Raw genomic sequence first — 14,060 nt, 5'->3', positions numbered from 1 at the left:
GCCGAGTTGCCGATCACGGGGGTTCCCGCATGTCCGACATCCACGTCCGCGCCGCCCGACCCGAGGACTTCGCGCAGTGGCGGGCCCTCTACCGGGGCTACGCCGACTTCTACCGGGTGGAGCAGACGGAGGCCGCCGCCGAGACCGTGTGGTCGTGGGTGAACGACCCCGGCCACGAGGTCGGGGCCCTGGTCGCGGAGGACGCCGAAGGCCGGCTCCTCGGCCTGGCCCACTACCGCCCCTTCGCGCGCCCGCTGTCCGCGACGGTCGGCTGCTTCCTCGACGACCTGTTCGTGGCGCCGGAGCACCGGGGGTCGGGCGCCGCCGACCTGCTGCTCGGGGCCCTGCGCGAGCTGGCCGAGGAGCGGGGCTGGAGCGTGGTGCGGTGGATCACCGCCGACGACAACCACCGTGCGCGGGCCAAGTACGACCAGGTGGCCACGCGGACGATGTGGGTGACCTACGACATGGCGCCGGGGCGGGTGCGGTAGGGGCACGTGGGTGCGGGACTTCTCTCTCTCCCCCCCCCCCCCCCCGCGGGCCGCGCCCGCAGGGCGGCGTCGTGGGAAGGGACTTTGGTCGTTCGGGCCGGGGTGTCCGAGCGGCGGTCACCCGGAGTCTTGCCGCGCCGACCGACCGGGGCGCCCCGACCACCGCACCCCCGCCGCATGGGGCAGGCCCCGGCTCGTGTGTACCGCCGTGTGTGGTGGGTGGGCAGCCGCCGAGTTGGGGGCGGGGTGTGGGGGGAGGAGTCCCGACCGCGCGTGACCCGTACGCCCCGCCCCTACCGGACACCCCCGAGCACCTCGGACAGCGTGTTCAGGGCCCGGGTGAAGGCGGTGTCCGGCGGGGCCGCGTAGCCGATGACCAGGCCCTCGCGGGGTGGGGTCGGGTCGGACGGGTGGTGGTAGGAGGAGAGGCCGTCCAGGGCCAGGCCCGCCGCGTGGGCCGCCGCCAGGGTGGGGGTCTCGCGGCCCGGGGGGAGTTCCACCACGGCGTGGAGGCCCGCCGCGATGCCCGTCACCCGCAGGTGCGGGGCGTCGGCCGCCAGGGCGGTGGTCAGTTGGTCGCGGCGTTGGCGGTAGCGCTTGCGCATGCGGCGGACGTGGCGGTCGTAGGCGCCGCATTCGATGAAGTCGGCCAGGGCCAGTTGGTCCAGGGCGCTCGCCCAGGACTCCCGGAGCCCCTTCGCCGCCAGGACCTCGTCGAGCAGGCGGTCCGGGAGGGCCAGCCAACCCAGGCGGATCGCGGGGGAGAGGCTCTTGCTGAGCGAGCCCGCGTACACCACGTGCTCGGGGGCCAGGCCCTGGACGGCGCCGACCGGCTTGCGGTCGTAGCGGAACTCGCCGTCGTAGTCGTCCTCGACGATGAGGCCGCCGGTGCCGCGGGCCCACTCCACGGCGGCGGCGCGGCGGGCGGGCAGCAGCCGGCCGCCCGTGGGGAACTGGTGCGCCGGGGTGAGCAGCAGCGTACGGGCCCGGGAGGGGAGCGCGTCGGTGCGGGCGCCGTCCTCGTCGAGCGGGAGCGGGTGGGCCCGGACTCCGGCGGCTTCGAGGATCCCGTGGTGGAAGGGGAGTCCGTACGCCTCGACGGCCCAGTCCCGGGGGCGGACGGACGCCAGGAGGCGCAGGCCGTTCGCGAAGCCGGAGCAGACGACGATGTTGGCGGGGTCGGTGCGGACGCCGCGAGCCCGGGAGAGGTAGGCCGCGAGGGCTCGCCGCAGCTCGGGGCGACCCCGGGGGTCGCCGGGGCCGAAGGCCTCGGTGGGCGCGTCGGCCAGGGCCCGCCGGGCGCTCGCGGCCCAGGCGCCGCGGGGGAAGGAGGCGGGGTCGGGTTTGCCCTGGAGGAGGTCGTGGCGCGGGGCGGAGGGGGAGGGGTCGACGGTGGTGGTCGGCGTGGTGCGCGGCGCCGCGGTGTCGGCGACGCGCGTGCCGGAGCCCTGGCGGGCGGTGAACCAGCCCTCCGCGACCAGTTCGGCGTAGGCGTCGGCCACGGCGTTGCGGGCGAGACCCAGGTCGACGGCGAGCGTCCGGTACGGCGGCAGTCGAGTTCCGGCGGCCAGCCGGCCGGTGCGCACGGCTTCCCGCAGGGCCTGGGCGAGGGCGGTGCGCCGGGCGCCCGTGGCGGGGAGCTCCAGATGCAGGTCGGTGCCGGTCACGCGCCCGGCTCGCGGGTCGTGAAGACGGTGTGGGCGGCCGTCAGGAAGCGGCGCACGGTGTCCCGTTCGGTGGGGTCGAGGGAGTCCAGTACGTCGAGGAGCCCGTCGATGAGGGGGCCGAAGAAGTCCTGGCCCAGGCGGATCGCCCGCGGTTCCACGCGCAGCAGGACCCGGCGCCGGTCGCGGTCGTCGCGGATCCGTGCGACGTGGCCGAGTCGCTCCAGACGGTCGATCAGGGAGGTGGTGCCCGCCGAGTTGAGGCCGAGGCGGGCGCCGAGCAGCCCCGCCGTGGCCGGTTCGTCCGCGCGGGCCGCGTCCAGCAGGCAGATCAGGGCCCGCACGTCGGTGGGGTGCATGCCGTTGCGGGCGGCGAACTCCGCCTGGCGCAGACCGAATTCGACGGCCACGGCCCGTAGGAGGTGGACCGGTTGAAGGTTGTCGTCGGGCATGGCGCCTCCTAGGGTGTCTCGTTGAGCGAGATTATCGCCCAGTGAGGTATTGGAGCGGTTGCCTTGTCGTTTCGTGCTGCTTATGAAGAGGTGCTCGGGCGGTGGCCCGCGCCGGTCGAGGGCGTGGAAGCGCCCACTCCGTACGGGGTCACCCGCGTCAACAGCTGCGGTCCCGCCGACGCCCCGCCGGTGGTGCTGCTCCCGGGCGGCGGTGCCACGTCCACGGTGTGGGGCGCCTGCGCCGCCGGGCTCGTCGGCAGTCACCGGGTGCACGCCGTGGACCTGATGGGGGAGCCCGGACTCAGCGTTCCGGCGCCGGGGCGGGCGATCCGGGGCGTCGGGGATCTGGTCGACTGGCTCGACGCCGTGCTCGACGGGCTCGGTCCGGACGGTGGGGGCGGTCCGGTGACTCTCGCCGGGCACTCGTACGGGGCCTGGATCGCCGCCCATTACGCGGCGGCTCGGCCCGACCGCCTGGGCCGCCTCGTCCTGGTCGACCCGACTCGGGTGTTCACCGGACTGCGGCTCGGGTACGTGCTGCGCGCGCTGCCCATGCTGGTGCGGCCCACCCCGCGCCGGATCCGTTCCTTCCTCGCCTGGGAGGCCGGCGGGGCCGTGCCGGCCGCGGACTGGCTGCGGCTCCAGGACGAGGTCGCCGGGTTTCCCGTCGCACGGCCCGTCACCGGGCCGCGCCCGAAGCCGGCCGGGCTCGCGGAGCTGCCGGTCCGTGTCCTGTTCGCCGAGCGCGCCCGTTGCCACGACGCCGCCCGTGCGGCCCGGGCCGCACGGCTGGCACTGCCGGGCGCGCGGATCGACGTACTGCCGGGGGTCTCGCACCACGCGCTGCCGCTGACGGCGCCCGGGGAGCTCGCCCTAGCCCTTGCGTGAGAGCGCGTCGCGGACCGCTTCCTCGGAGCGGGCCACCACGGCGGTGCCGTCCTCGGCGGTGATGATCGGACGCTGGATCAGCTTCGGGTGCGCGGCCAGGTGCGCGATCCAACGCTCCCGCGCCTCGTCGGTCTCCTCGCGCGGCAGCTCCCGTACGCCGGTCTCCTTGGCCAGGGGGTCGGAGGTGCGCGTGATGTCCCACGGCTCCAGCCCGAGGCGGCCGAGGACCTCGCGGATCTCGTCCTCGGAGGGCACGTCCTCCAGGTAGCGGCGCACGGTGTAGTCGGCGCCCTCCGCGTCCAGCAGGGTCAGCGCGCTGCGGCACTTGGAACAGGCGGGATTGATCCAGATCTCCATGGCGCCCAGCCTATCCAGGGCCTGCCCGGCCAGGGTTTTTGTCAGTGGTCCCCGGTAAAATTCAGGGAGAACGACAGGAAGCCAACTACCGTTTGGGAGGCTGTAGATGGCCACTGCCATGACCATTCAGAACGTCAAGAAGAAGCCGCTTCCCGCGGGCCTGCCCCGCGAGTGGTACGAGAGCCACAACCGCCGTCTGAAGGCGATGCGGTTGGCGATATCCCTGCTCGACTCGGGGACGTACGACGCACGTCGCGCCACCAACCGGAAGATCCGGACGATGGCCGTCCGGACGGGGATCCACCGCCCGTCCAACGTCACCTGCCGGATGGTGCGGGCGTTCATCCAGGCTGCGTGAGCCGGCTTCGCCCGGTTTCGCGGGCGCCGGCCCGCCGGGAGGGAGACCCGGCGCGCCGGCGCCGGCGACAGGTGACGGGTGACGGGTGACGGGTGTGCCGTCTCGGTCACGGCGGCTCGGTCACGCGGGGCCGTCGAGCGACAGGAGCAGCAGCGCCACGTCGTCGGGGGGACCGCCGTCGGTGAAGGCGGACAGGTCCCGCCAGACGGCTTCGACCAGACCGTCCGGGTCGCGTACGAGTACGGGGACCCGCGCGGCCAGCGGGTAGAAACGCCCCGCCCTGTCCCGGGCCTCCGTCACGCCGTCGGTGTGCAGCAGCAGCCGGTCCCCGGGCCGCACCGGCAGCTCCGACACCGTCGGCGGGGCCGGCCCCGCGAGCCCCAGGCCCAGCGGAGGGCCGGGCTCCACCTCCACCTCCGCCACCTCCGCCCCGCGCACGCGCAGTGCGGGCGGATGCCCGCAGGACACGACCCGTACGAGGTCGAGCCCCGGCGGGAACTCCAACAGCACGGCCGTCGCGAACAGCTCCGGGGCCTGCGCGGAGGAGTCCGCCTCCGCGTCCGCCAGCAGCCGCCGGTCCAGCCGCGCCGCGACGGCCGCCAGCTCCTTGTCGTCGAGCACAGCCTCGCGGAAGGCCCCGAGCAGCGCCGCCACCGTGCCGACCGCCGCCAGCCCGTGGCCCTGCACGTCCCCGATCAGCGCCCGCACCCCGTACGGACCGGCCCGTACGTCGTACAGGTCGCCGCCGACGAGGGTGCCGCGCTGCGCCGCCCGGTAGAGGCCGGCGCACCGCACCCCGCCGACCCGCTCCGGGACGGGCGGGAGGACGGCCATCTGGGCCGCCTCCGCGACCGTCCGGACGCTGACCAGCTGCGCGTCCCGGCGCCGCCGCACCCAGGAGATCACCACGCTGAGCAGCCCCACGGCGGCCACCGTGGCCAGGTCGGTGCCCTGGGGGTGCGCGGTGACCAGGGTGGGCGCACCCAGCAGCACGAGCACGATGCCCGAGAAGACGGCGGTCCCGGCCGGGCCGTACGCGAAGGCGGCCACCGGGGGCAGGCCGGCCAGGAAGAACCCGAGCTCCACGTCGCCCGGAGTGATCCGCTGGGCGAGCACCAGCACGACCAGGGCCACCACGGGCGCGAGCCTGGCCCAGCGCGGCGGTGCCTCGCCGCGCAGCCAACCCGGATCCTCGCGTCCGCGTCTCACAACTCCACCCTGGTACGGGGGCCGGCCCCGCGCACCCCGGACCGTCCGCCGGGTGGCCCGGCGGAGCGGCTGCCGCGACAGTGGTGGCGTGACGGCAAACGACGGCTCCGGGAACGCCACGAGCTCCGGGAAGACCCCGACCCAGGCGCACATCGAGGCGCACGGCACGGGCGGCGGCTCGACGAGCGGGGAGATGAGCACCCGGCTGAACTGGCTGCGCGCGGGTGTGCTCGGTGCCAACGACGGGATCATCTCCACCGCCGGCCTGGTGGTCGGCGTCGCCGGGGCCACCACCTCGCGCTCGGCGATCCTCGCGGCGGGGGTCGCCGGACTGCTGGCGGGCTCGCTGTCGATGGCGGCGGGCGAGTACGTCTCCGTCAGCTCGCAGCGGGACTCCGAACGGGCCGCGCTCGACATGGAACGCCGGGAGCTCGCGGAGGAACCGGAGGCGGAGCTGGAGGAACTCGCGGACCTGCTGGCCGAGAGGGGGCTGAGCCGGGACGTGGCGCGGGAGGCGGCCGAGCAGCTGACGGAACGGGACGCGTTGCGGGCGCACGCCCGGGTGGAGCTGGGGATCAACCCCGACGAACTGGCCAACCCGTGGCACGCGGCCTTCGCGAGCCTCGTCGCCTTCACGGTGGGCGCGCTGCTGCCGCTGCTGGCGATCCTGCTGCCGGGGCCGTCGGCGCGGGTGCCGGTGACGGTGGTGTCGGTGCTGGTGGCGCTCACCCTCTGTGGGGTGCTGAGCGCACGGCTGGGCGGGGCGCCGGTGGTGCGCGCGGTCGCCCGCAACGTCGGCGGGGGCGCGCTGGCGATGGCCGTCACCTACGCGGTGGGCACCTGGCTGGGCACCACCACGTGACCGGCCGAACCGGGCTGCCGCCCGGCCCCGGGGCTCTGCCCCGGACCCCGCGCCTCAAACGCTGGCGAGGCTGGGGATGTCGCCCGGCGAGGCTCGGGTGGCAGACGGCATCAGCCGAATCCAGCCCCTCCGGCGTTTGAGGAGCGGGGTCCGGGGCGGAGCCCCAGGGCACGGCGCGGCCGGGCGGCGGAGATGTGCCCAGCGGGCTCAGCGACGCGGCAGGATGGGCCGCATGCGCATCGCAGTCACCGGTTCGACCGGGCTCATCGGCAGTGCACTCGTGCGGTCCCTCCGGGAGGACGGGCACGAGGTGGTCCGCTTCGTGCGCCGCGAGCCCGCCGCCGCCGACGAGGCGCGGTGGGATCCGGCGCGCGGCCACGTGGACCCCGCCGGGCTCGCCGGGTGCGGGGCCGTCGTGGGCCTCGCCGGGGCCGGGGTCGGCGACCACCGCTGGACGGCCGCGTACAAGAAGGAGATCCGCGACAGCCGCGTCCTCGGCACGGCCGCCCTCGCGCGGGCCGTGGCCGCCCTCGACGAGCCGCCGGGGGTGTTCGTCGTGGGGTCCGCCGTCGGGTACTACGGCGACACCGGCGACCGGGTCGTGGACGAGGGCGCGCCCGCCGGGACGGGGTTCCTGCCCTCGGTCTGCGTGGAGTGGGAGGCCGCCGCCGAGCCCGCCCGGACGGCCGGGGTCCGGACCGCGTTCGCCCGTACCGGACTGGTCGTGGCCGGCGAGGGCGGGGCCTGGGGGCGGATGTTCCCCCTCTTCAAGGCGGGCCTCGGCGGCCGGCTCGGCGACGGGCGTCAGTACTGGTCGTACATCTCGCTCAGGGACGAGGTCGCGGCCCTGCGCCACGTCATCGACACCCCCTCCCTCGAAGGCCCCGTCAACCTCACCGCCCCCGAGCCACTGACCAACCGCGAGGTCACCGCCGCCATGGCCCGGGTGCTGCACCGGCCCGCAGTGCTGCCGGTGCCCGCCGTGGCGCTGCGCGTCGCGCTGGGGGAGTTCTCCTCGGACGTGCTCGGCAGTCAGCGGGCGCGCCCGAAGCGGCTGTTGGAGTCCGGGTTCGAGTTCCGGGACCCCGGCATCGAGGACGCCATCCGCGCCGCGCTCTGAACGGCCTGCTCCGCGGCGCGTGCGACCGTGTGCGACCGTTCGTGACCCGGATGCGACCGCCGTGCGACCGGAACCGACCGTAATAGCACGCCGAACTCGGGTTCCCCTGGAGCCGGTTGGGGGAAGGAGGATTCCCACACAGCCGCGCCGACCTCGGGGAGGGGCACGTGCTCAGCAGCTCGAACCACGCAGACGTAGTCATCGTAGGAGCCGGGGTCTCAGGACTCGCGGCCGCGCACCACCTGATCGCAGCGGGGGTCACCGTCACCGTCCTGGAGTCCGCGGACGACCCCGGCGGCCGGATGGCCACCGTGTCGGCCGACGGCTTCCGGCTGGACCGGATCGGCCAGCTGCTCAACACCTCGTACACGGAACTCGAACGCACTCCCGGCCTGGAGGACCTGACCCTGCGCCCGTTCGCGCCCGGGGTGCTGGTCCACACGGACGGGAAGCAGCTGCGGGCCGGGGCCCTCACCCCCGCCCGCGCCCTGGCCAGCGGCTCGCTCGACCAGGCCCGGCTCAGCGCGGCCCTCGGCCGGCTCGCCGCCCTGCCCGAGGAGAAGCTCCTCGCCCGGCCCGAACGCACCGCCCTCGCCGCCCTGCGCTCCCGCGGCCTGCCGCCGCGCACCGTCAACGGAGTGCTCCGGCCCCTGCTCGCCACCCTGCTCCGGGATCCGGAACTCACCACCTCCAGCCGGGTCGCCGACCTCGCCCTGCGCACCTTCGCCCGCGGCCGCCTCGCCGTGCCCGAAGGCGGCGCGGCCGCCCTGCCCGGCCTGCTCGCGGCCGCCCTGCCGCCCGGCACCGTCCGCACCGGCGTCCGGGTCCGCTCGGTCGCCACGAACCTGGTCACCACCGTCGAACACGGCGACTTCACCTGCCGCTCCGTGCTCCTCGCCACCGGCGCCCGCGCCGCCGCCGAGCTCCTGCCCGGCCTGCGCGTGCCCGCGTTCCACGAGGTCACCGTCCTGCACCACGCCACCACCGCACCCCTGCCCTGGGACGGCTCGCTCCTCCTGGACGGCGACCCCGAGTGGCCCGTCTCCCACACCGCCGTGATGAGCGCGGTCGACCCGACGCGGGCCCCGGCCGGCCGGAGCCTGGTCACCACCACCGTGCTCGGCCCGCCGCCGCCCACCCGTACGGTCGCCTCGCGCCTCGCCCGGCTCTACGACCGCGCCACCCGCGACTGGGAGCTGCTGGCCGTCCACCACACCCCGGAGGCCGTCCCCGCCATGCCGCCGCCGCGCGACCCGCGGCGCCCGGTACGGGTCCTGGCCGGGCTCTACGTGTGCGGCGACCACCGCGACACGAACACCGTCCAGGGCGCCCTGAGCTCGGCCCGCCGCGCCGGCGCCGCAGTCCTGCGCGACTTCGGCATCCCGCTCCCGGCACCCGACCGGCCCGCGCTACCGGTGGCGGCCTGAGAACCACTCGGCCAGGGCCCGGCCCCCACCCGGGGGCCGGGCCCGCACCGCGTCAGGACAGAGCGGCCACCCGGTCCCGGTACGTCCGCACGGCCGACGCGTCCCGGTACGGCTCCAGCCGCCGCTCGAAGTCCCGTACGTACTCCACCGCCCGCACCGACCGCATCTCCATCGCCTGCTGCGCCGCCTCCGCGCCCAGTGCGCACGCCTGGTCCAGCTCGCCCAGCCCCAGCCGGGCCGTCGCGAGCACCACCCGGCAGAACAGGCGTGAACGCGCGAACCCCGCCGACCGCAGCTGGAGCGAGCGCTCCGCGTGCTGCGCCGAGGCCCGGTACTGCTGGAGGTCCCGGTGGCAGTGCCCGAACTCGTCCGCGAGCTGCCCCTCGTCGTAGTCCCGCGCCCAGTGCGGCACGTCGTCCCCGGGTCGGGCCGCGCCCAGCGCCCGCTCCGCCCGCACCAGCGAGGCCGTTGCCGCCCGCACCTCGCCGAGCACCGCGTGCCCGCGGGCCTCCGCCGAGTGCAGCAGCGCCTGCACCACCGGCGGCGGGCCCGAGCCGACGCCCTGCTGGGCCACGCGGGCCAGCTGCACCGCCTCCCGGCCGTGGCCCAGGTAGACCGCCTGCCGGCTCATGGTGACCAGCACGTACGACCCGTACGGGCGGTCGCCCGCGGCCTGCGCGAGCCGCAGCGCCTGCACGAAGTAGCGCTGGGCGAGGCCGTGCGCGGCGATGTCGTACGAGGTCCAGCCCGCGAGCCGGGTCAGGTCGGCGGCGGCCGCGAACAGCCGCCGCCCGGTGGTCTCCCCGTACGTCCCGCGGAGCATGGGCTCCGCCTCGTGCTCCAGGTAGCGCACCAGCGCCTGGCGGGCGTGCCCGCCGCCGTAGGCGTGGTCCAGGGTGCGGAACAGCTCGCCCACGGATCTCAGCGCGGCGATGTCCCCGGCCGTCACCCGCTGCCCGGGCCCCCGGTCGATCTGCCGCTGCCGGGGCACCGAGGCCCGGCCCTGGACCGGCACGCGGGCCGCCGCCGCGGCGGCGGCCGCGGCCGCCGTCTCCGCGCCGCGGCCCACCCGCTCGTCGGCCCGCCCGATCAGCCAGTCCCGACTGGGCACGACCAGCCCGGCCGGGGTGAATGCGATCTTCCGCAGCTCGGCGTGCGAGCCGGAGTCCTTGCGCCACAGTCCGCTGGCGATGTCCACCGCCTCCTCGGGGGTGGCCGCGAACTCCAGCCCCGCGTACACGGGCGCGCACGCGTCCAGTCCCAGGTCCTGTGCGGACAGCCGCCGCCCGAGCCGCCGGGTGAAGACCTCGGCGATCAGCGCCGGGGTGGTCCCGCGCGGCTGCTGCCCGCGCAGCCACCGGGTCACGGACGTCTTGTCGTACCGCAGATCGAGACCGTGCTCCAGGCCGAGCTGGTCGACGCGGCGGGCTAGCCCGGCGTTGGAGAACCCGGCTTCCGCGATCAGCGCCGCGAGCTGCCGGTTGGGGACACGCTGGGCAGGTCGTTCCGTCATCGGCTCCACGGTCTCCTGGGGTGACGGACCGGTGTCCCGGCCCTGTGAACGGCGTGAATGTAGCGGCGAACTCCGCTCACACCGCCCTCTCTGCCCTACATTCATCCGATCGTGTGCAGAATGGGTAGGGCCCTTTACGGACTGACCCCCTCCGTCCGCATAGGCTGCGGCCCATGACCCGCCGGCCCCACCGGGCTCAGCTCCCCGAGGAGCGACCCGAATCCACCGCTCCGCTGCCTCCGCCCGAGCTGACCGAGGCCGAGTGCAGGCGCTGCGGCACCTACATCGCGGGGCTCGACGGCCGTTACGCGTGCGGGGTGTGCGGCTGGGTCAACGACCACTCCGAGGGCCACCGGCGGCTGCCCCGCGCGGACGAGGACCCGGACCGTCCGCAGAAGGGCCGGCGCAGGCCGAGGCAACTGCCGTGGCCTCCGCTGGAAGCCCCGCCCCAGGCGCTGCCGCAGACCCTGCCGCAGTCCCCGTCGACGACCCCCGCCGAGCCGCCCGCGGGGCCGCCGTACCCTTGCTGAGTGCGATAGGTGCACACAGCAGGTTCAACGAGGAGGCGCTGCGGTGGCTGAGCTTGGGTTTGTCCATCTGGGCTTCGGGCCGGAGTCCGTCGAGTACACCGTGGCCTGGGAGGAACAGCGCCGGGTGCACGCGGCGCGCTTCGCCGACGAGACAGGCGACACCTGCCTGCTGCTGGAGCACGAGCCGGTCTACACGGCCGGTCGGCGCACCGACCCCAGCGAGCGCCCGCTCGACGGCACCCCCGTCATCGACGTGGACCGCGGCGGCAAGATCACCTGGCACGGCCCGGGCCAGCTCGTCGGCTACCCGATCATGAAGCTGCCCCGCCCGGTGGACGTGGTCGCACACGTCCGCCGCCTCGAAGAGGCCCTGATCCGCACCGCCGCCGAATTCGGCCTGGAGACCACCCGCATCGAGGGCCGCTCCGGGGTCTGGGTGCTGGGCGACCCGATCGAGGACCGCCCGAAGCCCGGCGGCCTCGGCGGCCTCACCCTCGACCTCGCCGCGCCCGCCGTGGACCCCCGCACCGGGGACGACGAGTTCGACGCCCGGCTGCACGGTCCCGAGTACGCCCCGTCCAACGCCGGCCAGCGCCGCGAGGACCGCAAGCTCGCCGCCATCGGCATCCGCGTCGCCAAGGGCGTCACGATGCACGGGTTCTCCTTCAACGTGAACCCCGACAACGCCTGGTTCGACCGGATCATCCCGTGCGGGATCCGCGACGCCGGTGTGACCTCGCTCTCGTACGAACTGGGCCGGGAGGTCACCATCGCCGAGGTGCTCCCGGTCGTCGAACGTCACCTGAAGGACGTACTGGAGCACGCGGAACCGAAGCCCCGCGAGATCGAGCCGGCGCTCGGCGGCTAGCCGAGGGGAATGCGCCTGGTCCCCCGTGGGTTGGCCGGACGTAAGAGCGTACGAATTACGGGCGTACCCTGGTGGGCGCCGAAGAATCGAAGTCACAGGGAGCCGGTCGTGTCCGCAGTCGCACCCGACGGACGCAAGATGCTGCGCCTCGAGGTCCGTAACGCCCAGACCCCCATCGAGCGCAAGCCCGAGTGGATCAAGACCCGGGCGAAGATGGGTCCCGAGTACACCAAGATGCAGGCCCTGGTGAAGGGCGAAGGACTGCACACGGTGTGCCAGGAGGCCGGCTGTCCGAACATCTACGAATGCTGGGAGGACCGCGAGGCCACCTTCCTCATCGGCGGCGACCAGTGCACCCGGCGCTGCGACTTCTGCCAGATCGACACGGGCAAGCCCGAGGCCCTGGACCGTGACGAGCCCCGCCGCGTCGGCGAGTCGGTCGTCACGATGGACCTGAACTACGCCACCATCACGGGCGTCGCGCGCGACGACCTGGCCGACGGCGGTGCCTGGTTGTACGCGGAGACCGTGCGCCAGATCCACCAGCAGACGGCGGGCCGCGAGGCCGGTCACACCAAGGTCGAGCTGCTGGCCCCCGACTTCAACGCGGTCCCGGAGCTGCTGGAGGAGGTCTTCGCCTCCCGCCCCGAGGTCTTCGCGCACAACGTCGAGACGGTGCCGCGCATCTTCAAGCGGATCCGCCCCGGCTTCCGCTACGAGCGCTCGCTGGACGTGATCCGCCAGGCCCGCGCGTACGGTCTCGTCACCAAGTCCAACCTGATCCTGGGCATGGGTGAGGAGCGCGAGGAGGTCTCGGAGGCGCTGAAGGAGCTGCACGAGGCCGGCTGCGAGCTCATCACCATCACCCAGTACCTGCGGCCCTCGCCGCGGCACCACCCCGTCGAGCGCTGGGTCAAGCCGGACGAGTTCGTCGAGCTGGCGAAGGAGGCCGAGGAGATCGGCTTCTCGGGCGTGATGTCGGGCCCGCTGGTCCGTTCTTCGTACCGGGCGGGACGCCTCTACACCCAGGCGATGGAGAAGCGCGCCTCGGGCGTGTGAACTCGCGCACAGACAGCTACTAACGGGTAACACCGCATCGACGCGGCCCCTAGGCTCTTCTTCGAGGGAGAGTCCGGCGGGCCGCGTCAATCTTTCGTCACGATTGACCCGCCGGTCATGCGCTGGTAACACCAGTCAGTGACGCTGGATCCACAGACCGCACACACCGGCACCGTGAAAGGGATCGACACCATGCAGGCCGCGCCCGTACGCGCCATCGCCATCCCGACCCTGTCCGACGCCTTCCGGGGCCTCGAATCCCTGCTGATGAGCGGCGCCCGCCGCAACGCCTGGACGGCGGTCCTCGAAGACCGGCGCCGGGCCAAGGACCGCGTCGAAACCGAACACGTACTTGAGGCCGCGGCGACCCGCACCCCGCAGGCCACGTAAACTCGCTGTATGGCGAGGAAGTCAAACGCAGAGACTGCTGCGAACCCCGGGCGACTGAAGCAGATCGCCCTGACGTACAAGATGACGCGCAAGGCCGACCCGAAGGTCGGTCTCATTGTCGCGGGCGTGGGAATCGTCACCTTCGGTGTCTTCCTCGCGATCGGCTTCCTGATCGACGCTCCGGTCTACCTGGGCATCCTGGGCTTCCTGGTGGCGTTCCTCGCGATGGCGATCGTCTTCGGACGGCGGGCCGAGGCGGCTGCCTTTGGGCAGATGGAAGGCCAGCCGGGCGCGGCCGCGGCCGTACTGGACAACGTGGGCCGGGGCTGGACGACCACCCCCGCCATCGCGATGAACAAGAGCCAGGACATCGTCCACAGGGCCGTCGGCAAGGCCGGCGTCGTGCTGATCGGCGAGGGCAACCCGAACCGGGTGAAGCTCCTTCTCGCGAACGAGAAGAAGAAGATGGCCCGCATCATGCCCGACGTGCCGGTGCACGACTTCATCGTGGGCAACGGCGAGGGCGAGGTGCCCCTGAAGAAGGTCCGCACCACCCTGCTGAAGCTCCCGCGCGTCCTGGCCGGCCCCCAGATCACCCAGGTCAACGACAAGCTGCGCGCGATGGGCGACCTGATGTCGAACATGCCGCTGCCGAAGGGGCCGATCCCCGGGCGCGGCGCGAAGGGCCAGCGACCGCGCTGACCCGCCCAGCCGTTGACCTGATTTTCGTATACGACACAGGGGCGGGCCCCCCCGCCGGGGGGGGGGGGGGGGGCCCCGGGGGGGGGGGGGGGGGGGCGGGGTATTATAGAGGCATGTACCGGGCGGCGGGGGGGGGGGTGGGGGCGGGGGCGGGGGGGGGGCACAAAAGC

16 protein-coding genes are annotated in these 14,060 nt (G+C 74.4%); 11 read left to right on the top strand and 5 right to left on the bottom strand.

What is annotated here, in order from left to right; translation table 11 throughout:
• Positions 1-29 precede the first annotated feature (29 nt).
• Entirely contained in the window at positions 30-491 is a 462-nt protein-coding gene (locus tag ACFYYJ_RS35590) for a GNAT family N-acetyltransferase (RefSeq protein WP_385365960.1), read from the top strand.
• A gap of 293 nt (positions 492-784) precedes the next feature.
• Here the strand turns inward: ACFYYJ_RS35590 and ACFYYJ_RS35585 are convergent, their stop codons facing one another.
• Positions 785-2,158, bottom strand: coding sequence for a PLP-dependent aminotransferase family protein (locus ACFYYJ_RS35585; RefSeq protein WP_389138324.1), 1,374 nt, complete (start codon positions 2,156-2,158; stop codon positions 785-787).
• Positions 2,155-2,607 (bottom strand): MarR family transcriptional regulator, encoded by a 453-nt coding sequence (locus tag ACFYYJ_RS35580; RefSeq protein WP_385365958.1) that lies wholly within the window; start codon positions 2,605-2,607, stop codon positions 2,155-2,157. The genes ACFYYJ_RS35585 and ACFYYJ_RS35580 overlap by 4 nt, the downstream gene beginning before the upstream one ends.
• Before the next feature lie 63 nt (positions 2,608-2,670).
• On the opposite strand from ACFYYJ_RS35580, the gene ACFYYJ_RS35575 reads away from it, so the two are divergent.
• Complete coding sequence (locus ACFYYJ_RS35575; protein ID WP_389138322.1) at positions 2,671-3,495, top strand: alpha/beta fold hydrolase; 825 nt, start codon at positions 2,671-2,673, stop codon at positions 3,493-3,495.
• Here the strand turns inward: ACFYYJ_RS35575 and ACFYYJ_RS35570 are convergent.
• Positions 3,481-3,852, bottom strand: a complete 372-nt coding sequence (locus ACFYYJ_RS35570) for an ArsC/Spx/MgsR family protein (protein ID WP_385129077.1) — start codon at positions 3,850-3,852, stop codon at positions 3,481-3,483. The genes ACFYYJ_RS35575 and ACFYYJ_RS35570 overlap by 15 nt on opposite strands.
• A 106-nt stretch (positions 3,853-3,958) precedes the next feature.
• Between ACFYYJ_RS35570 and ACFYYJ_RS35565 the strand changes: the two genes are divergently transcribed.
• On the top strand, positions 3,959-4,210 hold the full coding sequence (locus ACFYYJ_RS35565; RefSeq protein ID WP_385129076.1) for a hypothetical protein: 252 nt from the start codon (positions 3,959-3,961) through the stop codon (positions 4,208-4,210).
• A gap of 120 nt (positions 4,211-4,330) precedes the next feature.
• Here ACFYYJ_RS35565 and ACFYYJ_RS35560 read toward each other — a convergent pair whose 3' ends face one another.
• Positions 4,331-5,419, bottom strand: a complete 1,089-nt coding sequence (locus ACFYYJ_RS35560) for a PP2C family protein-serine/threonine phosphatase (protein ID WP_385129075.1) — start codon at positions 5,417-5,419, stop codon at positions 4,331-4,333.
• A 193-nt stretch (positions 5,420-5,612) separates the two neighbouring features.
• Here ACFYYJ_RS35560 and ACFYYJ_RS35555 point away from each other — a divergent pair, with 193 nt between their 5' ends.
• The 3 genes from ACFYYJ_RS35555 (at position 5,613) to ACFYYJ_RS35545 (ending at position 8,828) form a co-directional block, all read left to right on the top strand.
• Positions 5,613-6,281 (top strand): VIT family protein, encoded by a 669-nt coding sequence (locus tag ACFYYJ_RS35555; protein WP_385129149.1) that lies wholly within the window; start codon positions 5,613-5,615, stop codon positions 6,279-6,281.
• A gap of 232 nt (positions 6,282-6,513) precedes the next feature.
• On the top strand, positions 6,514-7,401 hold the full coding sequence (locus ACFYYJ_RS35550) for a TIGR01777 family oxidoreductase (protein WP_385134076.1): 888 nt from the start codon (positions 6,514-6,516) through the stop codon (positions 7,399-7,401).
• Between the two features lie 167 nt (positions 7,402-7,568).
• Positions 7,569-8,828, top strand: coding sequence for an FAD-dependent oxidoreductase (locus tag ACFYYJ_RS35545; protein ID WP_389138319.1), 1,260 nt, complete (start codon positions 7,569-7,571; stop codon positions 8,826-8,828).
• Positions 8,829-8,880: 52 nt separating this feature from the next.
• Here ACFYYJ_RS35545 and ACFYYJ_RS35540 read toward each other — a convergent pair whose 3' ends face one another.
• The gene (locus ACFYYJ_RS35540) at positions 8,881-10,341 is read right to left on the bottom strand and encodes a regulator (RefSeq protein WP_385366331.1); all 1,461 of its coding nucleotides are present in this window, start codon (positions 10,339-10,341) and stop codon (positions 8,881-8,883) included.
• Positions 10,342-10,514: 173 nt separating this feature from the next.
• Here ACFYYJ_RS35540 and ACFYYJ_RS35535 point away from each other — a divergent pair, with 173 nt between their 5' ends.
• The 5 genes from ACFYYJ_RS35535 (at position 10,515) to ACFYYJ_RS35515 (ending at position 13,890) form a co-directional block, all read left to right on the top strand.
• Positions 10,515-10,871, top strand: a complete 357-nt coding sequence (locus tag ACFYYJ_RS35535) for a hypothetical protein (protein ID WP_389138317.1) — start codon at positions 10,515-10,517, stop codon at positions 10,869-10,871.
• Between the two features lie 43 nt (positions 10,872-10,914).
• Positions 10,915-11,739 carry a lipoyl(octanoyl) transferase LipB gene (gene lipB / locus ACFYYJ_RS35530; protein ID WP_385366329.1) on the top strand — a complete coding sequence of 275 codons (825 nt, stop codon included), beginning with the start codon at positions 10,915-10,917 and terminating at the stop codon, positions 11,737-11,739.
• A 108-nt stretch (positions 11,740-11,847) separates the two neighbouring features.
• Positions 11,848-12,798, top strand: coding sequence for a lipoyl synthase (lipA, locus tag ACFYYJ_RS35525; RefSeq protein ID WP_385134063.1), 951 nt, complete (start codon positions 11,848-11,850; stop codon positions 12,796-12,798).
• Between the two features lie 192 nt (positions 12,799-12,990).
• On the top strand, positions 12,991-13,188 hold the full coding sequence (locus tag ACFYYJ_RS35520) for a hypothetical protein (protein ID WP_376661931.1): 198 nt from the start codon (positions 12,991-12,993) through the stop codon (positions 13,186-13,188).
• A 9-nt stretch (positions 13,189-13,197) separates the two neighbouring features.
• Complete coding sequence (locus tag ACFYYJ_RS35515) at positions 13,198-13,890, top strand: DUF4191 domain-containing protein (RefSeq protein WP_385134060.1); 693 nt, start codon at positions 13,198-13,200, stop codon at positions 13,888-13,890.
• Positions 13,891-14,060 lie beyond the last annotated feature (170 nt).

It is taken from the genome of Streptomyces sp. NPDC002467 (assembly GCF_042889825.1).
Lineage (GTDB): Bacteria > Actinomycetota > Actinomycetes > Streptomycetales > Streptomycetaceae > Streptomyces.
This window is presented reverse-complemented; position numbering and strand designations above follow the sequence as displayed.